Here is a 21,786-nt window from a genome sequence, read left to right on the forward strand (position 1 = left end):
TGGTGCTGCCAATGTTACCGATAACAATTTTGATTGCCATTGTCCGAGCGCGCTCAGACGCTGGCAACCCTTGTCAGGCGGAAAAGCACGAAAGTGTGAACTGACTCAAAAAATCGCCAAAATCAGATGCTGCCACCTTCGGCAATCTCAAAACCGACATCCAGCGGTGCGGTCACGCTGCGATCGCCGCCAATCCGCGCCAGCAGCATGGCGGCTGATTCACGCCCCATGCGTTCGCGTGGCGTCAGCACCGTAGCCAGCCGCGGATTGACCACCTGCGTGATGTCGTGGCCGTGAAAGCCGGCGATGGCCATCTGCTCCGGCACGCGCAACCCCTGGCGCTGGCACTCAAACATCGCGCCTACCGCCAGGTCATCATTGGTACAGAACAGGCTGTCAGTGTGCGGATAACGCTTCTGCGCCTCGCGCAGCAGCTGGGCACCGGCGCTGAAGGAGGAGGCATCTTCCATCATGACGCTGTGTGGCGTCAGCCCGGCTTCGCGCATCGCCTGTTCGTAGCCCTGCTGCTTTTGCAGCGTACGCTCATCGAGGCGCGCGCCCAGATAGACGGTGTGACGATGGCCTTTCCTGAGGATAGCATGCGTCATCTGCCGCGCCGCCTCGACGTTGTCGAAGCCCACGGCCATATCAAGACACGGCGTGACGCAATCCATCATTTCGATCACCGGAATGCCCGCCACTTCCAGCATGCGCAGCGTGCCCGGCGTGTGGGAACGTTCGGTAAGGATCACGCCATCAATATTCCAGCCCAGCAGCGAACGCAGCTGCAGCTCCTCTTTGTGCGGGTTATAGCCGAAGTGCGCCACCAGCGTCTGATAGCCCGCTTCATCAGTCACGGTTTCAATGCCGCGCAGCACGTCGGCAAATACCTGGTTGGTGAGCGAGGGTAGCAACACGCCAATCGCGCGGCTGGTGGCGTTAGAGAGCATGTCGGGCGCACGGTTGGGGATATAGCCGAGTTCATCCAGCGCCACGGCGATTTTATCGCGCAACGCCGCAGAGACCTGATCGGGGTTCCGCAAATAGCGGCTGACGGTCATTTTTGTGATGCCGACGCGATCGGCAACATCCTGTAATACCGGTCTTTTCTTCTTCATCGTGTGCGCCTGAGGTCAGAGATACGCTGAGTTTATCATTTTTTTGTCATGTTATGCCGTTGCGGCCACGGAAGGAGAAGAGGGATAAAGTGCCGGGGACGGCGGGCGCCTGAGGCGCAGGCAAAAAAAAAGCCAGCACCCGAGCTGGCTAAGAAACACTGGAAGCAATGTGAGCAATGTCGTGCTTACCCGGTTTGTCAGGAGACGCTGCCGGATTCGCGTTGACAATAATAATCATTATCATTCGCATCTGTAAAGCCCTTTCCCGATTTTTTTGCCGTTGACGTTGCGCGCGAATTCCCTGATGTTAAAGGGGATTTGCACTATCTGATGCCGGTGCGCATGAATGCGCACCCTACAAAAAAACGTCTCCACTCGTTGTAGGGGCGCCATTTATGGCGACCGGAGAAATATGCCGGTGCGCATGAATCCGCCCCTACAAAAAACGTCTCCACTCGTTGTAGGGGCGCCATTTATGGCGACCGGAAAAATATGCCGGTGCGCATGAATCCGCCCCTACAAAAAACGTCTCAATTTCGTTGTAGGGTCGCCATTTATGGCGACCGGAAATGTATGCATCAGGCAGGGTAACCGCTCTTAAGGCTGCTCTTTTTAAAAGCCTGGATTAATACCCGGCACTCAAATCATCCACCGAGCGCGGGTCGGACGCGCCGTAGCGCATGCCGTCCGGGCCAATCATGATGCTCTGCGTGCTGCCCATCGCCGGCAGCACTTTGACATGCTGACCTTTTGCTTCCAGCAGACGCAGCGTATCCGGGCTAAAGCCCTTCTCGACGCGCAGCTGATCCGGCAGCCACTGATGGTGGAAGCGCGGCGCATTGGTGGCTTCCGCCACGTTCATACCGAAATCGATACTGTTCACCACCATTTGCAGCACGGTAGTGATAATCCGACTGCCGCCCGGGCTGCCGGTCACCAGCCAGGTTTTACCGTCTTTCGCCACAATGGTTGGCGACATCGATGACAGCGGACGTTTGGCCGGCTGGATCGCGTTCGCCTCACCGCCCACCAGGCCATAGACGTTTGGCGTGCCCGGCTTGGCAGAGAAATCATCCATTTCATTGTTCATCAGAATGCCGCTGTTACCGGCCACCACGCCGCTGCCAAAGTAGGTATTCAGCGTATAGGTCACCGCCACCGCGTTGCCGTCTTTATCCACCACCGAGAAGTGGGTGGTTTGATTGCTCTCGTACGGTGCCAGCTTGCCGGGCTTGATGTCGGCTGAGGGGCGCGCCTTGTTGACATCAATCTGCTGGGCCAGCGTTTTGGCGTAGGCTTTGCTGGTCAGCGCCTGCTGCGGCACTCTAACGAAGTCGGGATCGCCGAGATACTCGGAGCGGTCGGCGTAGGCATATTTTTCCGCTTCGGCCATAACCTGCATCGCGTCCGCGCTGCCGAAGCCCCATTTCGCCAGGTCGAAGTTTTCCAGGATATTGAGGATCTGCACGATATGAATGCCGCCGGACGACGGTGGCGGCATGGAGAACACCTCGTAACCACGGTAGCTGCCGCTTACCGGCTTGCGTTCCACTGCGCGGTAGGCCGCCAGATCCGCCTTGCCAATCAGTCCGCCGTGCTGCGCCATTTCGGCAGCGATCTCATCGGCAATTTTGCCTTTGTAGAAAGCATCCGGCCCCTGCTGAGCAATCAGCTGCAGGCTGTGCGCGAGGTTTTTCTGCACCAGGCGATCGCCCTTCTGGTAAGGCTGACCGTCGGCTTTATAGAAAATGGCGCGACTGTTGTCGTGGTTGATCAGGTTCTCTTTACCGTAGGTAGCAAGATCGTCAGCCAGCGCATCGTTAACGATGATGCCGTCGCGCGCCAGCTTGATCGCCGGCGCCAGCAGCGTGCTGAGCGGCAGCGTGCCATACTTTTGCGCCGCCAGGGCAAAACCGGCTACGGTTCCCGGCGTGCCGGAAGCCAGATGAGAAGTGAGTGATAACTTACTATCCGCATTGCCCTGCTTATCCAGGAACATATCGCGCGAGGCACGCGCCGGCGCCATCTCGCGGAAATCGATGGCGGTGGTGCGGCCGGCAGCGGTGCGCAGCAGCATAAAGCCGCCACCGCCCAGGTTGCCCGCCTGCGGGTGGGTGACCGCCAGCGCAAAGCCCACCGCAATCGCTGCATCTACCGCGTTACCCCCCTGTTTGAGGATATCGACGCCCACCCGGGTTGCCATGGCGTCCACTGATGCAACCATCCCGTGCTGCGCTTTCACCGGATGAAAGGTGTCGCTGTCGACGCCATATGACACCGGCGGTGCGCTGGCTGGCGCCGCCTGCGCCCCCTGCACCACGGTAAAACTCATTAACAGCGCCCAGCCGAACTGGCGCACACCGTTATGTATCCTCATCCCGCCACCATCCTTTCAGTTGTTTACATTTGTTATTGATTGCTGCAAGTGTTTGCAAATACTGTAAAAAAGATAGCAGTTAAGCCAAATTAGGTGCACTCCTGGTTTTGGGGTTTGTGATATCGCATAAACTTATGGTTGCGGCGGTTGCTGCCGGGTGGCGAGCAACCTCACACAGCAGGCCGCACTGATGGAGGAACACCATGAAAAAATGGCTGATTGTTATCGCGGCACTGATGCCGCTGAGCGGCATGGCGAACATGCTGAACAACACTAACCAACCGAATCAACCCGGCTATAACCCAAGCCAGCAGAGGATGCAGACGCGCATGCAGGTCCAGCAGCAGCAACAGCAGCAGCAGTTGCGTCAGGATCAGCAGCAGCAAAATCAGGAGATGCAGCGTAAGCTGCAGGAGCGGCGCGATAGCGCCCGGCAGCGCGTGATTCAGTCGCAGCCGGGCCAGCAGAACAGCAATACACAAACGCAGTACGGCAATTAACGGAAGTCCGGGCCGATAGCATCAATGCGATCGGTACAGATGGCATCCACGCCCCAGCTCAGCAGCTCGCGCGCCCGCGCGGGCTGATTCACGGTATACACCAGAATACGCAGACCGGCGGCTTTAAGCGCGGCGGTGCGTCCGACGTCCAGCAAGCGATGATTTAAATGGATGGAGACGCAGTCGAGCGCGGCGGTCAGCGCCTGCCAGTCGTCGTGCCACTCATCCAGCAGCAGGCCGCGCGGCAGCTCCGGCGCGGCCTGCATCGCCGCTTCCAGCGCCGCGTACGAGAACGAGGACAGCAGCGGTGCCGTTTGTCCCTGCCACAGCGTTCGTGCGGCCAGCGCCACATCACGTCCGGTTTCCACCTCGGTACCACTGCTGGGTTTGATCTCAATGTTGGCCATCATCTGATGCTGGCGGCAGCGCGCGGCCACCTCGCTCAGCAATGCCAGCGGTTCACCGTCAAATTCAGGGCTAAACCAGCTGCCGGCATCCAGCTGCGCCAGCTGCTGCCACGGCAGATCGCCCGCCACGCCCCAGCCGTTGCTGGTGCGGTCCAGCGTGTCATCGTGCAGCAGGAAAATCTGCTTATCCTGTGACAGTTTGGCGTCGAATTCGATCATGGTATGACCGTAGTGCGCGCCAACATCAATCGCCGCCAGGGTGTTTTCCGGGGCCAGCTTGCCGCCGCCGCGATGCGCAACAATGTGCGGATAGGGCCAGTTTTTTACACTCATTCCAGACGCTTTCCATGGGTAGAATCGAAGAAGTGTAACGCATCTGGCGGCAGTTGTAGCCACAGGCTGCTGCCAGCCTGCGGCCGCTCGCTATGCGGCAAACGCACCACCAGCCGCGTGTTGCCAATGTGGCCATGCGCAAGATTGTCCGCGCCGAGGATCTCCAGCGTATCCACCACCAGCGGCACACCGCCGGCCTCACGGCTGCTGAGCTGAATATGCTCGGGACGAATGCCGAGCGTCAGCGGACGGTTGGCCCATCGCGCTTTGCCTGCGCCGAGCGGCAGGCTGTTGAGCGCGTCGAGCGTAAAGCGCGAGCCATCGCTGTTAATCTGACCGGGTAGCAGGTTCATCGCCGGCGCGCCGATGAATGACGCAACAAACTGACTGGCCGGACGCTCATACACCTCCACCGGGGTGCCCACCTGCTCCACCACGCCTTTATTCATCACCATCACGCGCTGCGCCAGCGTCATGGCTTCAACCTGATCGTGCGTGACGTACAGGCTGGTGGTTTTCAGCCGGCGGTGCAGTTGCTGCAGCTCCAGACGCATCTGCACGCGCAGGCGCGCATCCAGGTTCGACAGCGGCTCATCAAACAGAAACACCGCCGGTTCCCGCACGATGGCGCGGCCCATGGCCACGCGCTGCCGCTGGCCGCCGGAGAGCTCGCGCGGACGGCGCTGCAACAGGTGATCAAGCTCCAGACTGCGCGCCGCATCCATCACCCGCTGGGTAATCTGTTCCTTGCCCATGCCGCGGATTTTCAGGCCGTAAGCCATGTTTTCTCCCACCGTCATGTGCGGGTAGAGCGCGTAATTCTGGAATACCATGGCGATGCCGCGATCTTTCGGCTCCATGTCGGTGACGCGCCGATCATCGATGTAGATATCGCCCGACGTGACGCGCTCCAGCCCGGCCACCATGCGCAGCAGCGTCGATTTTCCACAGCCGGATGGGCCGACCATCACCATAAATTCACCGTCATTGATGGTGATGTTCAGCGGCTGAATGATTTGGTTTTTGCCGTCATACGATTTCGTCACGGTCTGAAGGGTTACCGCTGCCATCTATTTCTCACTCTCCACCAGGCCACGCACAAAAGCGCGCTGCATCACAAGCACCACCACCACCGGTGGGATCAGGGTTAATAACATCGCCGCCATCACTTCGTTCCACTGCGTCGGACCGCCGCTGGTGTTGATCATACTTTTCACCCCCGCCACGGCAGTGCTCAGGCCGGCATCGTTGATGATCAGCAGCGGCCACAGATACTGGTTCCAGCCGTAAATAAAGGTGATGACAAACAGCGCGGCGAGATTGGTTTTTGACAGCGGCAGCACGATATCCCAGAAAAAACGCATCGGACTGGCGCCGTCAATGCGCGCCGCTTCAATCAGCTCATCCGGCAGCGACATAAAAAACTGGCGGAACAGGAACGTGGCGGTCGCGGAGGCCATCAGCGGCAATGTCAGACCGCTGTAACTGTCCAGCATGTGCAGCGTGGAGATCACCTCCACCGTCGGGAAAATACGCACTTCTACCGGCAGCATCAGGGTGATAAAGATCAGCCAGAAAAACAGCGTGCGCAGCGGAAAGCGAAACCACACCAGCGCAAACGCCGAGAGCATCGACACCGTGATTTTGCCCACGGTGATGCCCAGCGCCATGATCAGGCTGTTCAGCATCATCAGGCCAAACGCCGCGCTGCCGTTGACGCCATCGCGCCAGATGTGGGTGATGTTGTCGATGAGATGCGGGCCCGGCACCAGCGTCATCGGCACCTGATACACCGCGTTGTTATCCAGCGTCGCGGCGACAAACGCCACGTACAGCGGGAACAGAATGGTCAGCACCCCCAGCGCCAGCAGCGTGTGGGCGAAGATATCCAGCCCGCGTCGGTTTTCAATCATTGGTATTGCACCTTACGCTCGACAAAGCGGAATTGCAGAATGGTCAGGCCGATAACCAGCAACATCAGCACCACCGACTGCGCGGCGGACGACGAGAGATCGAGTCCGGTGAAGCCTTCGCGGTAGATTTTGTAGATCAGCGTGGTGGTGGCCTGTACCGGCCCGCCGCCGGTGGCGGCATCGATCACCGGGAAGGTGTCGAAAAAGGCGTAAACCAGATTCACCACCAGCAGGAAAAAGCTGACCGGCGTAATCAGCGGCAGCGACAGATTAAAGAAACGGCGCACCGGTCCGGCACCGTCAATCGCCGCGGCTTCCACCAGCGATTTAGGAATGGACTGCAGCGCGGCAAAGAAAAACAGGAAGTTGTAGCTCATTTGCTGCCAGATCGACGCAAGTACAATCAGGAACATCGCCTGATCGCTGTTCTGCGCATAGTTCCAGTTGTAGCCAAGCTGGTTCAGCAGATGGCTGAACAGCCCCAGCCCCGGATTGAACAGGAACATCCATAGCACCGCCGCAACTACCGGCGCCACCGCATAGGGCAGCAGCAGCAGCGTCTGATAAAGCTTTTTCAGCCGGATAACGTAATCCACCAGTGCCGCCAGCAGCAGCGAGAATGTCATGCCGCATACCGTCACCAGCGCGCTAAACACGAGGGTGGTCCAGAACGAATCAAGGTAGTAGTCGTCACTGAACAGGCGGCGGAAGTTATCAAGGCCAACAAAGGTGCTGGAGATGCCAAACGGATCGATGCTTTGCAGCGAGTACCACAGCGCCTCTCCGGCGGGCCAGAGAAAAAAGATCGCGGTGATCGCCAGCTGCGGGGCCACCAGCAGATACGGCAACAAACGGGCACGGAAAACCGGACGTGATGATGAAGACATAGCAGGCTCGTCAGAAAGAGACAGCGGGACGGACTTACCCGTCCATCCCGCCATTACGGAATTACTTCACTTGCTGTTCAAAGCGACGCAGCAGTTCGTTGCCGCGTTTCACCGCGTTGTCCAGCGCTGCCTGTGGCGACTGTTTGCCGGTCCACACGCCTTCCAGCTCTTCGTCGACGATGGTACGAATCTGCGGCATGTTGCCCAGACGCATCCCTTTGGTGAACGGCAGCGGATCTTTATTCAGCATCTGCCGCGTGGCGATGTCGGCGCCCGGGTTTTTGTCATAAAAGCCCTGCTGTTTGGTCAGCTCATAAGCCGCGGTGGTGATCGGCAGATAACCGGTTTTCTGGTGCCATTCTGCCGCAATATCCGGCTGGGCGAGGAACTTCATGAACTCCGCCGCACCTTTGTACGTCGCTGCATCTTTGCCTTTCATCACCCACAAGCTGGCGCCACCGATAATGGCGTTCTGCGGTGCGTTCGGCACGGTGTCATCGTACGGCATCATGCCCACGCCAAAGTTGAATTTGGCGTAATGCTTAATGTCGGCCAGCGAACCGGATGAGGCGGTGGTGATACCGCAGTCGCCGTTATAGAACTTGGACGTCGACTCGTCTTTACGGCCAAAGTAGGTGAAATCACCTTTCTTATTCATCTCTTCCAGCAGCTGGATGTGGCGCACCTGCACGGGTTTGTTGAACTCCAGCACCGCGTCGGTACCGTCAAAGCCGTTGTTTTTGGTGGCAACCGGCAGGCCATGCCAGGCGCTGAAGTTTTCGATCTGAATCCAGCCCTGCCAGCCGCTGGCATAGCCGCAGCTCATGCCGGCTTTACGCAGCGCGGCGGCATCCTGCGCCAGCGCCTGCCAGGTTTTCGGTGGCTGATCCGGGTTGAGACCGGCTTTTTTGAACGCGTCTTTGTTGTAGTACAGCACCGGCGTGGAGCTGTTGAACGGCTGCGAGATCAGCTGGCCGTTGCTGTCGCTGTAGTAACCGGCAACCGCAGGAACAAACTGTTTCGGATCCATCGGCACGCCGGCGTCTTTAAACACTTCATGCACCGGCACGATGGCTTTAGAGGCCATCATGGTGGCGGTGCCCACTTCGTAAACCTGCAGAATGGCCGGTGCCTTACCGCTGCGCACCGCAGCGATACCCGCGGCCAGGCTCTGCTCATAGTTGCCTTTGTAGGTCGGAACGATTTTGTAATCCGGGTGAGCCTGGTTAAAACGCTGTGCCAGAGAATCGACTTCTTTGCCTAACTCGCCTTCCATTGAGTGCCAGAAAGGGATTTCGGTAGCAGCCAGCGCATTACCGCTGATCGCCAGACCGAGCAGCAGACTCATCAGGCGGGGACGAAGCGTAAAAGCGGACATAAGGGTTTCCTGTGCTTGTGGCGCGCGCGATATCACGCATTTTTTGTTCGCGAAGTAACATGACACGGGGAAATGACGGAAAAATAACAGGATTATGACGGGAATATGACGGGGTTAGTGCGCGCTGATGCCCTCACCCCGGCCCTCTCCCACGGGGAGAGGGGGATAAAAGGCGGTGCGCTGATGCCTTCTTCTGCAGGGCGAGAGAAGTCCGGGAGGATGCCAGGATAGCAACCTGGCCTGAAAAACGCTGCCGTACGGTTCCCTCTCCCGCGTGCGGGAGAGGGTTAGGGTGAGGGCAAAACCGCACCAACGTCATGACCAAAGCCAGGTCAGGCGCCTAAATACGCGCTTCTCACCGCTTCATTGGATAACAACGCTTCACCGCTATCCTCCAGCACCACGTGACCGTTCTCCAGCACGTAGCCGCGATCGGCCAGCTTCAGCGCCTGGTTGGCGTTCTGCTCGACGAGGAAGATGGTCATGCCCTCTTTACGCAGCTGTTCGATGGTGTCGAAAATCTGCTGGATAATGATCGGCGCCAGACCCAGCGATGGCTCGTCCAGCAGCAGCAGGCGCGGCTGGCTCATGAGCGCGCGGCCAATCGCCAGCATCTGCTGCTCACCGCCGGACATGGTGCCGGCGCGCTGCACTTTGCGCTCCGCCAGCCGGGGGAACAGCTGATAAACGCGCTCAATGCGCTCCTGATACTGCTGACGCGTCGCGAAGAAACCGCCCATCGCCAGGTTCTCTTCCACCGTCATGCGCGAAAACACGCGCCGGCCTTCCGGTACGATGGCAATCGCTTCACGCATGATTTTTGCCGTCTGCCAGTCGGTAATGGTTTTGCCATCAAAGGTGATGGTGCCACTGGTGGCGCGCGGTTCGCCACACAGCGTACCGAGCAGCGTGGTTTTGCCTGCGCCGTTAGCGCCAATCAGCGTCACGATTTCGCCCTGGCTGATGTGCAGATTAATGTTATGCAGTGCCTGAATCGGGCCATAGTGCGCACTGACGCCCTGTAAAGTTAAAATCGGGTTCGCCATGTTACGCCTCACCTAAATAAGCACGGATCACATCCGGGTTGTTACGCACTTCTTCCGGCGTACCGTTGGCCAGCGGCGTTCCCTGATTCACCACATAAATGCGGTCAGAAATGCCCATCACCAGTTTCATATCGTGTTCAATCAGCAACACCGTCACCTTGTGTTCGCCGCGCAGTTCAGCGATCAGCTCATCCAGCTCGTGCGTTTCGCGCGGGTTGAGGCCGGCCGCCGGTTCGTCGAGCATCAGGATTTCCGGACGCGTCACCATGCAGCGGGCGATCTCCAGCCGGCGCTGCTGGCCGTAAGCCAGATTGCCGGCCTGGCGGTTAGCCAGCTCCAGCAGGCCAATGCGCTCCAGCCAGCTGGCCGCACGGTCCAGCGCTTCGCTCTCGCCGCGCCGGAACGCCGGGGTTTTAAACAGCCCGGAGAACACGCCGCTTTTCAGATGCTGATGCTGCGCCACCAGCAGGTTTTCAATCACCGTCATCTCACGGAACAGGCGCACGTGCTGAAAGGTCCGCACCACGCCCATGCGCGCGATCTTCTGCCCCGGCAGGCCCTGCAATGGCTGATCGCGCAGTTTGATGGTACCGCCCGTTGGCTTATAGAAACCGGTCAGGCAGTTGAATACCGTGGTTTTCCCCGCCCCGTTCGGGCCAATCAGCGAGACGATCTCCTGCGGATGCAGTTCCAGCGCCACGTTGTTGACGGCCAGCAGGCCGCCGAAGCGCATCATCAGGCCTTCAACGGCTAATAAAGGCTGACTCATGCCTGCTCTCCTTGTTTTGCCTGTTTCAGCTTCAGGTGCGGACGCTTCATCGGCAGCAGCCCCTGCGGACGCCAGATCATCATCAGCACCATCAACCCACCGAGTACCAGCATGCTGTACTCGTTCAAATCACGCATCAGCTCGCGCGACACCACCAGCAGAATCGCGGCCAGGATCACCGCCAGCTGCGAACCCATGCCGCCCAGCACCACAATCGCCAGCACAAACGCGGACTCGACAAAGGTGAAAGATTCCGGGCTGACAAAGCCCTGACGCGCGGCAAACAGCGTACCGGCGAAACCGGCGAACACCGCGCTGATGGTAAAGGCCGTCAGCTTGATGCGCGTTGGGCTGAGACCGAGCGAACGGCAGGCGATCTCATCTTCACGCAGCGCTTCCCACGCACGCCCCAGCGGCATGCGCAGCAGACGATTGATGACGAACAGCGTCAGCACCACCAGCAACAGCGCCACCAGATAAAGGAAAATCACGCGGTGATTGGGATCGTACGCCAGGCCCGTCAGATCGTGGAAGGTGGTCCAGCCGCCTTCACTGACGCGCCGGCCAAATTCAATACCAAACAGGCTCGGCTTGGGAATCTGCGCGATTCCGTTGGGACCGCCAGTGATTGATGTGCTGTTCAGCAGCAGAATACGCACGATCTCACCAAAGCCGAGCGTCACAATCGCCAGATAGTCACCGCGCAGCCGCAGCACCGGGAAGCCCAGCAGCAGGCCAAAGGCACCGGCGACAATGCCGGCCAGCGGCAGACTTTCCCAGAAGCCAAAGCCGTAATAGTGATTCAGCAGCGCAAAGGTGTAAGCACCGATGGCGTAAAAGCCGCCGTAGCCCAGCACCAGCAGGCCGGACAGGCCCACTACCACATTCAGGCCGAGGCCGAGCATCACGTAGATCAGCGTCAGGGTGGCGATATCCACGCTGCCGCGCGAAACTAAGAAGGGCCAGGCGACGGCGGCCACAATCACCAGCAGCATCAGCAGCTTTTGTTTTGGTGTCGAACCGTCAAAACCCGGCAGCACCAGCCCTTTGCCACTGCGTTTGAGCTTGCCCTGCAACAGCGGACGCAGCAGCTGGAACACAAACACCACTGCGCAGCCGAGGAAGATCCAGTTCCAGCGCACGGCGCCCGCATTCGCCACCACCAGTTTGGTGCCGTCGAGATCGAGGCGCATACCCATAAAGAAGCTGGCGAGTACCAGCAGCATCACCGTGGAGACCACGGCGTTAACCAGACCGAGGCGTTTCATACTTTCTCCACCTCCGGACGGCCAAGGATACCGGTTGGCATCACCAGCAGCACCACGATCAGCAGCGCGAACGACACCACGTCTTTATATTCGGTCGACAGATAGGCTGATGTCAGCGCTTCCGCAATGCCCAGCACCAGGCCGCCAATCATCGCGCCCGGAATGCTGCCGATGCCGCCCAGTACCGCCGCGGTAAAGGCTTTCATGCCGGCCATAAAGCCGATGAACGGGTTGATGGAGCCGTAAAACTGCCCCAGCAGCACGCCAGCCACGGCCGCCATCGCTGCGCCGATCACAAAGGTCAGTGAGATGACGCGGTCGGTGTTGATGCCCAGCAGGCTGGCCATTTTCAGATCTTCAGCGCAGGCACGGCAGGCGCGGCCCATGCGCGAATAGCGGATGAACAGCGTCAGCGCCAGCATCGCGAGGAAGGTGACGACCCAGATAACCAGCTGCATGGTGGTGAGCGTGGCGGCAAAGCCGTTGCTCTCACCCAGCGTCCACTGGCCGGTGATCAGGCTGGGCAGCGCCAGATCGCGCGAGCCCTGCGTCAGGCTGACGTAGTTCTGCAGAAAGATCGACATACCAATCGCCGAGATCAGCGCGATCAGGCGTTTGGAGGAGCGCACCGGCTTATACGCCACGCGCTCGATGCTCCAGCCGTAGGCGCTGGAGATAATCACCGCCATCACGAACCCGGCGGCAATCATCAGCCACGAGGTGTCGATACCCATCATCATCAGGGCGGCAATCACGATAAAGGAGACATAGCTGCCGATCATGTATACCTCGCCGTGGGCGAAGTTGATCATGCCGATGATGCCGTAAACCATGGTGTAACCGATGGCGATCAGCGCGTAGGTGCTCCCGAGGGTGACCCCGTTGAACATCTGCTGAATGAAATAGAGAAACTGCTCGGACATAGTGAGGACCTGCATGTAAACGGGAAATCCCCGGTGCGTTCGGCACCGGGTTAGGGTGAGAGCACCGCGTCGCAGCGCCTCATTCAGCGCGCGTGCGCGGTGCCGCACCCTGCCCTCGCCCATCAGGAGAGGGACAATTAAGGAGCGTGCTTACTTAACTGCGGTAGAAGAACCGTCTTTGTGCCATTTGAAGACGCCAAATTCGAAGCCCTTCAGATCGCCCTTCTGGTCCCAGCTCAGGTTACCCATCACGGTGGGTACCGGCGCACCCTCTTTCAGGTTTTTAGCAATCGCATCAGGCTCATCGCTTTTACTGCGCTCAATGCCCGCCACCAGTGACTGAATAGCCGCATAGGTGGTCCAGACGAACGGGCCGGTTGGATCTTTGCGGTTTGATGCGCTGTTGGCTTTGATCGCGTCCACAATCGCTTTGTTGTCTGGCAGCTGGTCGTAGCGCTTCGGCAGCGTCACGTACAGGCCTTCAGAGGCGTCACCCGCGATGTTAGACAGGGAAGCGTTGCCGACCCCTTCTGGTCCCATAAAGCCGGCTTTCAGACCGGCGGTTTTGGCCTGACGCAGAATCTGGCCCAGCTCCGGGTAGTAACCGCCGTAGTAAACGAAGTCGACGTTCTCTTTCTTCAGGCGCGCAATCAGCGTGGAGAAGTCTTTATCGCCAGCGGTGATCCCTTCGAACAGCACCACGTTGCCGCCTTTCGCCTTCAGGGTTTTCTGCACGGATTCCGCCAGGCCCTGACCGTACTGCTGCTTGTCATGTACCACGGCAATACGTTTTGGTTTGATCTGATCGAGGATGTAGTTGGCCGCGGTCGGGCCCTGATCGGAATCCAGACCGGTGGTACGCATCACGTCGGCATAGCCGCGCGCGGTCAGTTCAGGCGCGGTAGCCGCCGGGGTGATCATCAGAATGCCTTCATCGTTATAAATGTCTGATGCGGGCTGAGTGGAGGAGGAGCACAGGTGGCCGATAACGTATTTGATGCCGTCATTGACCACTTTGTTGGCCACCGCAACCGCCTGTTTCGGGTCACAGGCGTCGTCATATTCTACGCCGACCAGCTTGTCGCCGTTTACGCCGCCTTTGGCGTTGATGTCCTTGATCGCCTGGGCCGCACCGGTGAACTGCATATCACCGTACTGCGCCACCGGGCCGGTTGCCGCACCGACAATCGCAATTTTGATGTCTTTCGCCAGTACCGCATGGCTCATCGCCAGCGCTACGCAACCCGCCAGTAATGCGCGTCCTTTACTCATTTTCATGCGAACTTCCCCATCTGTTGTGTCGTGTCTGTTGTGATTGGTTATTTATCTGTCAGTCAAAGAGCAAAACTGATTTGAGAATAATGAGTTAGCGCTCTTTTCTGGCATTTTTTGTTAAGAAGGCTTTATTTTTCAGGTTATTAAACAGGAACTTTCTTCTGTAAATCAACTGACATATTCAGTAAAAGCTGACAGGAACAGCAGATTACTCTGGTTTTTATGGCCGGTTTTTCACCACCTGGCCAGCGCGTTATGCTGGCTTTTTCAGCGATCGATGCGGGCTTACTCCACAATCCTGGCAAAGTGGCTGGCATTTGACCTCTTTTCATCGCAAAAAAGTGACAGCGCTCTGACTGTCTAAATTCGCTACACTAAGGCCTTTCTGCCAGTACAGGTAAGGGTTATGAAGCTCACTATTCAGCGCATCAGTACGCTGACGCCGCAGGATCGACTGGACTTAGCCAAAGTCTGGCCGCAGCAGGATATCGCGCAGCTGGAAGCCAGCCTCAGTGAAGCGCAGCGGCTGTATGCAGCGCGCTTTAACGATCGCCTGCTCGGCGCGCTGCGGCTGGAGATTCGCGGCACGCTGGGCAAGATTACGCAGCTGGAAGTGCGTGAAGTCACGCGGCGGCGCGGCGTAGGGCAGTATCTGCTGGAAGAGACAATAGCGCAGAACAGCGCGCTGGATCACTGGTGGGTTGCCGATGACGGCGAAGACGATCAGCGCGTACGCGCGGCGTTTATGCAGGCGTGTGGTTTCCGCGCGCAGAGCGACGGGTGGGGGCGTTAAGCGGCGATTTTACGCCGTGCAGAGCGGTGCGCATGGATGCGCGCCCTACGGGGATTGCGAACGAGCGTACAGATTGCGTGGGGTCGTGATTAACGATGCCTATGCATGCGCGTCCTGTAGGGTCGCCATTCATGGCGACCGTGCTGCAATCCGCACAGGTCATGCGTCGTCGCCGGTTATTGCGCGCATAAAAAAGGGCGACCCGCTGGTCGCCCCCTTTATCTGTCAGCCGTTAATCAGGCTTCAATCGCCATACGCAGTTTCTTCATGGCGTTCTTTTCCAGCTGACGCACGCGCTCGGCAGACACACCGTACTGGTCGGCCAGCTCCTGCAGCGTGGTTTTGTTGTCATCATCCAGCCAGCGGGCGCGGATAATGTGCTGGCTACGCTCATCGAGGCTCAGCATTGCATCGCTCAGCTTGTCAGCGGCATGCGCATCCCAGTTATCTTCTTCAATGCCGTCGGCAAAGTCAGAGGTTTTATCCTGCAGATACAGCACCGGTGCCATCGGCTTGCCTTCGCCCGCATCGTCATCAGACGACATGTCGAAGGTCATATCCTGGGCCGCCATGCGCGACTCCATTTCCAGCACGTCTTTGCTGCTGACACCCAGCTCGCGCGCCACCATTTCGACTTCATCCTGATTGAACCAGCCGAGACGCTGCTTGGTTTTACGCAGGTTAAAGAACAGTTTGCGCTGTGCTTTGGTGGTGGCAACTTTCACGATACGCCAGTTACGCAGCACGTACTCGTGAATCTCCGCTTTGATCCAGTGCACGGCAAACGACACCAGACGCACCCCGACTTCCGGGTTGAAGCGACGCACCGCCTTCATCAGGCCGATGTTACCTTCCTGGATCAGGTCCGCCTGCGGCAGGCCGTAACCGGAATAGTTACGAGCGATATGAACAACAAAGCGCAGGTGAGACAGGATCAGCGTCTTAGCTGCATCCAGATCGCCCTGGTAATGCAGCCGCTCAGCCAGTGCTTTTTCCTCTTCTGCCGTTAATACCGGCCAGTTGTTAGCAGCCCGGACGTAAGATTCCAGGTTGCCCAGAGGAGCAATCGCTAAAGTTTGCATTTCTTTGGTCATTCAAACCCTCACAAATTCAATGGACTTGCTGCTCGTTTCCCTGCGCAGCCGTTACATTATGTCAACGACGCGTGAAAACCAAAAGCAATCTGTGCTACTTGGACGTCAAGGTTATCCACAAGTTCAATTATAGCAGTGAATATTTTACACACAGATGACGGCGGGGGAAATCGGAGAAATCCTCTGCTCCCAGGTCGTCGGCAGCAGAGGAAGAGTATATCAAAAAATCGTTGCTATGGGTTACTGCGGCGTAAAACGACGTAAATGTTGCACCGTCGCCAGCCAGGCGGCAATCCAGCCGATGATGGCCGCGATTAACAGCAGCAGCAGACCTTCATCCCACGAAAAGCCCTCCAGCGCGAAGCTGGTACCGAAGACGGAGGCGACCTGCGCCACCACCGACTGCAGGCGCAGCACCAGCACTTCCGACAGAATCAGCGACAGCACCGCACCGCTGAAACCGAGCAGCGCGCCGCCGTAGAGGAAGGGCCGCAGAATAAAGCCATCGGTCGCGCCAATCAGCTTTTGCACGTTGATGGTGTCGCGCCGGGCAAAAATGCTCAGACGCACGCTGTTGCCAATCACCAGGAACACCGCCACCACCATCAGCAGGCCGATCATTGACGCCACCTGCCCCACCAGCCCGGTGAGCGCGGCTAAACGCGCAAACCAGCTGTCATCCATGCGCACCTCATCCACGCCCTGCACTTTCGCCACGCGATCGCGCAGATTGGCCATGGTATCGGAGTTCTGGAAGTTCAGCTTCGGCGTGATGATCGCCACCGCCGGCAGTGGGTTCTGCTCCAGCATATCCATCGCACCACCAAAGCCGGACCAGTTGCGGAACTCGCTTTGCGCCTCTTCACGCGTCAGGTAGTTCACCTTGTCCACGCCATCAAGCTTTTTCAGCTCGGCGGTCACGTTCTCTGCCGCCGTGTCATCCAGCGCTTTGTCGAGGTAAACCGTCAGCTGCGGGGCCGGGTACCACTGCGCGGCGGCCTGGCTGACGTTTTTCCACACCATGTAGCACACGCTGGGCAGCGTCAGCGAAATCGCGATCACCATTACCGTCAGCAGCGTCGCCAGCGGCTGACGATACATGTCGGACAGCGTACCGCGCCACGCGTAGCGCCACTGCTCCTGCCAGCCGCCCTTCAGCGCTTTGCTCTTTGACGGCTGCTTCGCCGCTTTCGGCGCAGCCGGACGCTTGTTACGTTTATTGACCATCGTGGCCTCCGTGCAGACGTCCCTGATTAAGCGTCATCACGCGATAATTGCGGCGTGCGATCAGCCCGATGTCGTGCGTCGCCATCAGTACCGTAACGCCCACGCGGTTGAACTCTTCAAACAGGCGCAAAATATCTTCTGACAGCGCGTTATCGAGGTTACCGGTCGGTTCATCCGCCAGCAGCACCGCCGGTTTATTCACTACCGCGCGGGCAATGCCGACGCGCTGCTGTTCACCGCCAGAGAGCTGAATCGGATAACTTTTTGCTTTGTCGAGCAGGCCGACTTTGTCCAGCGCCGCCGATACGCGACGGCGAATATCCTCGCCGCTGGCGCCGGAAATAATCAGCGGGATCGCCACGTTGTCGTAGACCGAACGATCCATCAGCAGGTGGTGATCCTGGAAAATCATGCCGATCTGGCGGCGCAGGAAAGGCACTTCGCTGTGACGCAGCCGGGAAATATCGTGACCGCTGAACCAGATTTGCCCGGCGCTCGGGCGCTCAATGCCACAAATCAGCTTCAGTAAGGTACTTTTCCCCGCGCCTGAGTGGCCGGTCAGAAACGCCATCTCACCGGGACGCAAATGGAAATCCACGCCCTGCAGCGCCTGGCGTCCTCCCAGATAAGCCTTACTGACCTCTTCAAAGCGAATCATGCCAATTATTCCTCTCGGGCAAACAGTGCCTCAATAAAGTCGGCGGCCTTAAACGGCCGTAAATCTTCGATGCCTTCCCCGACACCGATATAACGAATCGGAATGCCAAACTGATCGGCCACCGAGAAGATCACGCCACCTTTTGCGGTGCCGTCGAGCTTGGTCAGGGTGATGCCGGTCAGGCCGACCGCTTCGTGGAACAGCTTCGCCTGGCTGATGGCGTTCTGGCCGGTGCTGGCGTCAATCGTCAGCATCACCTCATGCGGTGCCTCTTCGTCCAGCTTCTTCATCACGCGGGTGATTTTTTTCAGCTCTTCCATCAGGTGCGCTTTGTTCTGCAGGCGGCCGGCGGTATCGGCGATCAGCACGTCAACGTGGCGCGATTTCGCCGCCTGGATGGCGTCAAAAATGACCGACGCAGAATCCGCGCCCGTATGCTGCGCGACCACCGGAATATTGTTGCGCTGGCCCCAGACCTGCAGCTGCTCTACCGCCGCCGCGCGGAAGGTGTCCCCCGCCGCCAGCATGACGGACTTGCCCTGCGCCTGATACTGACGCGCCAGCTTACCGATGGTGGTGGTTTTACCCACGCCGTTAACGCCGACCATCAGGATAACGAACGGCGTTTTGCCCGCCACGTCCAGCGGAGCATCGACCTTTTCCAGAATGCCGGCCATTTCAGCCTTCAGCAGGCCATACAGCGCTTCGGCATCGCGCAGCTGCTTACGGCTGGCCTGCTGCGTCAGGCTGGTGATGATGCGGCGCGTGGTTTCCACGCCGACATCGGCAATCAGCAGCTGCTCTTCCAGCTCTTCAAACAGCTCGTCATCGATTTTTTTGCCGCGGAACAGGCTGATAAAGCCGGATCCGAGGTTTTCACGCGTTTTGACCAGGCTGCGTTTCAGGCGGGCAAAGAAGCCCTCTTTGGTGGGGCGCTCCTGCTCCTGAGCCACAATCGGCGCGGCCGCCAGCGGCAGATTGCTCACGGTGTCTGTCGCCACAAGCTCTTCTGCCGCGTCTTCGGCATAGGTTTCCGCTAACGCCAGCGCTTCCAGCTCTTCATCGCTCAGCGGTGCGTCTGCGTCCTCTGGCTGAGGCTCCTCAGATAAAACCGGTGCTTCAATAATCAGTTCTTCAGCCTGCGGTTCCTCCTCAACCGGCATCAGCTCCGGCTGCGGATGATCTTCCGGCAGTACCTCTTCTTCAATCGCGCTGACGACAGCGGTTTCTGCGTCATCAGCGTTAGCGTCGGATTCGGCTGCGGTTTCTGCTTCCGCAACGGGATGCGTTTCAGCGTCGGCGTGAACCGACGATTCGGCCTGCTGTTCTGCCACCTGTTCAGTGACGATCACGGTTTCGGCGGCCTGCGCTTCGGCGCTTGCTAACGCGCTCTCTTCAGCGGCGGGTGCCGGTTGATCGGTCGGCTGCTGCTGCGCCTGCTCTTCCGCTGGCTGCTGCTCTTCTTTGCCAAAGCCCAGCCAGGAAAAAAAGCCGCGTTTTTTCTCTTTTGCCATTGTGTGACCACACTCCTCGATGGCTTATTCCCGGTAGCACGCTGTTCCCAGGGGATAAAAAATTCACTTTTTCGCGCGTGAGCGGCGTAAAAATCAGGCAATTACGTCCGCTTTATCAACTTAGTAGTCTAACACTTTCCTGCCAGCGCACCACAGCACCCTTTTTTAACGTTTCTTCTGCCTGCTACGCCCGTTAAACTACGCAACAAATTATGACGAGTTGTGAGCGAAATGAGTAAATCCCCCCGCAACAGCGGCGCGGCAGGCCAGATTCGCCTGATTGGCGGACAGTGGCGCGGCCGCAAATTGCCGGTGCCGGACAGCGCCGGCCTGCGCCCGACCACCGATCGCGTGCGTGAAACGCTATTCAACTGGCTGGCGCCGGATATCCAGCAGGCGCGCTGCCTCGATTGCTATGCCGGCAGCGGCGCGCTGGGTTTAGAAGCGCTGTCGCGCTATGCCGCCTCCGCGACCCTGCTGGAACTGGAACGTCACGTGGCGCAGCAGCTGACGCAAAACCTGCACACGCTGCGTGCCACCAACGCCAGCGTCGTCCAGACCAATACGCTGCAGTGGCTAAGCCAGCCCGGCGAACCGTTCGACGTGGTGTTTGTTGATCCGCCGTTCCGCAAAGGCCTGCTGCAGGAGACACTAACGCTGCTGGAGAACAATGGCTGGCTCGCCGCCCACGCGCTGATTTATGTTGAGAGCGAAGTGGAACACGGCACCCCGCTGGCACCGGCTAACTGGGACCTGTATCGCGAGAAGATTGCCGGTCAGGTGGCCTATCGCCTCTATCAACGCCAACAGGAGACCGATGATGTGGCTTAATCTGGGACGTTTGCTGATGATTTGCGTCTGGGCATTTCTGCTGCTTAACCTGGTGCATCCCTTCCCGACGCCGCTGCGCTACTTTGTCCACGTTGCGCTGTTCTTTATGGTGGTGATGCACGGCCTGCAGTTGGTGCTGCTGCGTGCCACGCAGCCGAAGGAAGCGCCAAAGCTGAGCCGCGCCACGCAGGCGAAAATCTTCTTCTTTGGTGTATTTGAGCTGCTGGCGTGGCAGAAAAAGCACTATCCGTCGTAACGTAAGACAGCGCGCGCGGCTTCAGCCCCGTGCGCTTTAGTGCCTATTGCGCCGGGGTAAAGCTGACAAAGCGCGTGCCCTGCATTTTCAGCTCGCCCTTCACGCCTTTGTCCATCTGGTGATAATCGCTGGCGCTGACGTTGACCTTAAAATCACCGGCGCCGTTCAGCGGATGGAACCAGGCTTCATATTTCATCTCTTCCGCCACAATCTCCTCGCGCTGACGCGAACGGCGATTGGGGGCCGGAAACTCTCGCTTGGTTTTCACTTCCACACTCATTGAGCGCACCGGTGAAGCGTCGTTGACCGCGGCTTCGCGGCGCTGCTTGATAAACTGACGGGTTGCCAGGATGGCAATTACAGCCAGGACGATAAAAAAGATTAGCGGTGGTTTGCTCATGTTTTCTCTCGCACTTTACGTCGGCGGTTAACAGATAAAAGACGCCAAAGCATACAACCAGAGTTGCCCGATTGTCACATTTGCCGCCAGTAACTTAAACTGAGATCGCGATTTTGGGAAAATTCATCAATGTGGGCGACACGTTCACAAAAGGGAGAAAAAATGCTTTGGTCTTTCCTTGCAGTCCTTTTTTCCGGTTGGCTGTATGTCGATGCCTCCTACCGCGGCCCGCAGTGGCAGCGCTGGCTGTTCAAACCCGTTACGCTGCTGTTGCTGGTTGCCTGGGCGTGGCAGGCTCCCACGCTTAACACCACCGACTACCTGATTCTGGCTGGCCTGGTCGCTACGCTGGTGGGCGATGCGTTAACCCTGCTGCCGCGTCAGCAGATGCTATATGCGCTCGGCGCCTTTTTCCTTTCGCATCTGCTGTACACCATCAGCTTTGCCGCGCACATGACCATGAGCTTCTTCTGGCCGATTCCGCTCACCTTCCTGGTGATTGGTATCATCGTGATCGCCATTATCTGGTCAAAACTGGATACGCTGCGCTGGCCGATCTGTACGCTGATTGGCATGACGCTGGTGATGAACTGGATGGCGGCGGAAAACTACTTCTTCCGTCCGACCGATTACAGTTTCTCGCTGCTGGTGGGTGCCGTGCTGCTGTTGCTGGCTAACATCGTGTGGTTTATCTCGCACTATCGCCGCCGCTTCAGTGCTGACAGCGCCATCGTTGCCGCCTGCTACTTCGCCGGTCACTTCATGATTGTGCGTTCACTGTGGCTGTACTGAAAAAAGTGACCTCACCGCTTGACTCTG

General features: G+C 58.4%; 22 protein-coding genes. 5 read left to right on the forward strand and 17 right to left on the reverse strand.

From position 1 onward, the window contains the following. Positions 1–122: 122 nt before the first annotated feature. Together gntR and ggt are read right to left on the reverse strand one after the other, a co-directional pair. Positions 123–1,118, reverse strand: a complete 996-nt coding sequence (gene gntR / locus ABVR31_RS17720) for a gluconate operon transcriptional repressor GntR (RefSeq protein WP_021507996.1) — start codon at positions 1,116–1,118, stop codon at positions 123–125. Positions 1,119–1,743: 625 nt separating this feature from the next. Continuing rightward, entirely contained in the window at positions 1,744–3,495 is a 1,752-nt protein-coding gene (gene ggt, locus ABVR31_RS17725) for a gamma-glutamyltransferase (protein ID WP_372773705.1), read from the reverse strand. Between the two features lie 203 nt (positions 3,496–3,698). Between ggt and ABVR31_RS17730 the strand changes: the two genes are divergently transcribed. Next, a complete protein-coding gene (locus tag ABVR31_RS17730; protein ID WP_058757576.1) occupies positions 3,699–3,995 on the forward strand; it encodes a DUF2756 domain-containing protein in 297 nt (98 codons plus the stop codon). Here ABVR31_RS17730 and ugpQ read toward each other — a convergent pair. The 10 genes from ugpQ to ABVR31_RS17780 form a co-directional block, all read right to left on the reverse strand. Beyond that, the gene (ugpQ, locus tag ABVR31_RS17735) at positions 3,992–4,735 is read right to left on the reverse strand and encodes a glycerophosphodiester phosphodiesterase (RefSeq protein WP_372773707.1); all 744 of its coding nucleotides are present in this window, start codon (positions 4,733–4,735) and stop codon (positions 3,992–3,994) included. The two genes, ABVR31_RS17730 and ugpQ, sit on opposite strands and share 4 nt — an antisense overlap. Further along, a complete protein-coding gene (locus tag ABVR31_RS17740; RefSeq protein WP_021508001.1) occupies positions 4,732–5,805 on the reverse strand; it encodes a sn-glycerol-3-phosphate import ATP-binding protein UgpC in 1,074 nt (357 codons plus the stop codon). The genes ugpQ and ABVR31_RS17740 overlap by 4 nt, the downstream gene beginning before the upstream one ends. Continuing rightward, entirely contained in the window at positions 5,806–6,648 is an 843-nt protein-coding gene (gene ugpE / locus ABVR31_RS17745) for a sn-glycerol-3-phosphate ABC transporter permease UgpE (protein ID WP_021508002.1), read from the reverse strand. After that, positions 6,645–7,535: a sn-glycerol-3-phosphate ABC transporter permease UgpA gene (gene ugpA / locus ABVR31_RS17750; protein ID WP_215800451.1), complete on the reverse strand. Its 891-nt coding sequence runs from the start codon at positions 7,533–7,535 to the stop codon at positions 6,645–6,647. Before ugpA ends, ugpE begins: the two co-directional genes overlap by 4 nt. Positions 7,536–7,596: 61 nt before the next feature. Beyond that, positions 7,597–8,913 carry a sn-glycerol-3-phosphate ABC transporter substrate-binding protein UgpB gene (gene ugpB, locus ABVR31_RS17755; RefSeq protein WP_058757579.1) on the reverse strand — a complete coding sequence of 439 codons (1,317 nt, stop codon included), beginning with the start codon at positions 8,911–8,913 and terminating at the stop codon, positions 7,597–7,599. 332 nt (positions 8,914–9,245) lie between these two features. Beyond that, positions 9,246–9,959: a high-affinity branched-chain amino acid ABC transporter ATP-binding protein LivF gene (gene livF / locus ABVR31_RS17760; protein WP_010615896.1), complete on the reverse strand. Its 714-nt coding sequence runs from the start codon at positions 9,957–9,959 to the stop codon at positions 9,246–9,248. A 1-nt stretch (position 9,960) separates the two neighbouring features. After that, positions 9,961–10,728, reverse strand: coding sequence for a high-affinity branched-chain amino acid ABC transporter ATP-binding protein LivG (gene livG / locus ABVR31_RS17765; protein WP_021508005.1), 768 nt, complete (start codon positions 10,726–10,728; stop codon positions 9,961–9,963). Beyond that, positions 10,725–11,996 carry a high-affinity branched-chain amino acid ABC transporter permease LivM gene (locus ABVR31_RS17770; RefSeq protein WP_288425051.1) on the reverse strand — a complete coding sequence of 424 codons (1,272 nt, stop codon included), beginning with the start codon at positions 11,994–11,996 and terminating at the stop codon, positions 10,725–10,727. Before ABVR31_RS17770 ends, livG begins: the two co-directional genes overlap by 4 nt. After that, positions 11,993–12,919: a high-affinity branched-chain amino acid ABC transporter permease LivH gene (gene livH / locus ABVR31_RS17775; RefSeq protein ID WP_010615899.1), complete on the reverse strand. Its 927-nt coding sequence runs from the start codon at positions 12,917–12,919 to the stop codon at positions 11,993–11,995. Before livH ends, ABVR31_RS17770 begins: the two co-directional genes overlap by 4 nt. Positions 12,920–13,069: 150 nt before the next feature. Further along, positions 13,070–14,197, reverse strand: coding sequence for a branched-chain amino acid ABC transporter substrate-binding protein (locus tag ABVR31_RS17780; RefSeq protein ID WP_021508007.1), 1,128 nt, complete (start codon positions 14,195–14,197; stop codon positions 13,070–13,072). A gap of 403 nt (positions 14,198–14,600) precedes the next feature. On the opposite strand from ABVR31_RS17780, the gene panM reads away from it, so the two are divergent. Then, a complete protein-coding gene (gene panM, locus ABVR31_RS17785) occupies positions 14,601–14,987 on the forward strand; it encodes an aspartate 1-decarboxylase autocleavage activator PanM (RefSeq protein WP_372773712.1) in 387 nt (128 codons plus the stop codon). 236 nt (positions 14,988–15,223) lie between these two features. On the opposite strand, the gene rpoH is transcribed toward panM, so the two are convergent. The 4 genes from rpoH to ftsY all read right to left on the reverse strand — a co-directional run bounded on the left by rpoH (position 15,224) and on the right by ftsY (position 19,480). After that, positions 15,224–16,081, reverse strand: coding sequence for an RNA polymerase sigma factor RpoH (gene rpoH / locus ABVR31_RS17790; RefSeq protein WP_021508009.1), 858 nt, complete (start codon positions 16,079–16,081; stop codon positions 15,224–15,226). A 240-nt stretch (positions 16,082–16,321) separates the two neighbouring features. Next, a complete protein-coding gene (gene ftsX / locus ABVR31_RS17795) occupies positions 16,322–17,308 on the reverse strand; it encodes a permease-like cell division protein FtsX (protein WP_058770000.1) in 987 nt (328 codons plus the stop codon). Then, positions 17,298–17,966, reverse strand: a complete 669-nt coding sequence (gene ftsE, locus ABVR31_RS17800; protein ID WP_021508011.1) for a cell division ATP-binding protein FtsE — start codon at positions 17,964–17,966, stop codon at positions 17,298–17,300. Before ftsE ends, ftsX begins: the two co-directional genes overlap by 11 nt. A 5-nt stretch (positions 17,967–17,971) precedes the next feature. Next, positions 17,972–19,480, reverse strand: coding sequence for a signal recognition particle-docking protein FtsY (gene ftsY / locus ABVR31_RS17805; RefSeq protein ID WP_372773715.1), 1,509 nt, complete (start codon positions 19,478–19,480; stop codon positions 17,972–17,974). Positions 19,481–19,711: 231 nt separating this feature from the next. Here ftsY and rsmD point away from each other — a divergent pair, with 231 nt between their 5' ends. Both rsmD and ABVR31_RS17815 read left to right on the forward strand, forming a co-directional pair. Continuing rightward, positions 19,712–20,311 carry a 16S rRNA (guanine(966)-N(2))-methyltransferase gene (rsmD, locus tag ABVR31_RS17810; RefSeq protein WP_262264536.1) on the forward strand — a complete coding sequence of 200 codons (600 nt, stop codon included), beginning with the start codon at positions 19,712–19,714 and terminating at the stop codon, positions 20,309–20,311. Continuing rightward, entirely contained in the window at positions 20,301–20,567 is a 267-nt protein-coding gene (locus tag ABVR31_RS17815; RefSeq protein ID WP_021313674.1) for a DUF1145 family protein, read from the forward strand. The genes rsmD and ABVR31_RS17815 overlap by 11 nt, the downstream gene beginning before the upstream one ends. Before the next feature lie 43 nt (positions 20,568–20,610). Here ABVR31_RS17815 and ABVR31_RS17820 read toward each other — a convergent pair whose 3' ends face one another. Continuing rightward, entirely contained in the window at positions 20,611–20,967 is a 357-nt protein-coding gene (locus ABVR31_RS17820; RefSeq protein ID WP_021508014.1) for a DUF2500 domain-containing protein, read from the reverse strand. Positions 20,968–21,129: 162 nt separating this feature from the next. On the opposite strand from ABVR31_RS17820, the gene ABVR31_RS17825 reads away from it, so the two are divergent. Beyond that, positions 21,130–21,759 carry a lysoplasmalogenase gene (locus ABVR31_RS17825; protein WP_021508015.1) on the forward strand — a complete coding sequence of 210 codons (630 nt, stop codon included), beginning with the start codon at positions 21,130–21,132 and terminating at the stop codon, positions 21,757–21,759. Positions 21,760–21,786: the final 27 nt, after the last annotated feature.

Source organism: Pantoea sp. WEP, assembly GCF_041678305.1.
Lineage (GTDB): Bacteria > Pseudomonadota > Gammaproteobacteria > Enterobacterales > Enterobacteriaceae > Pantoea > Pantoea dispersa.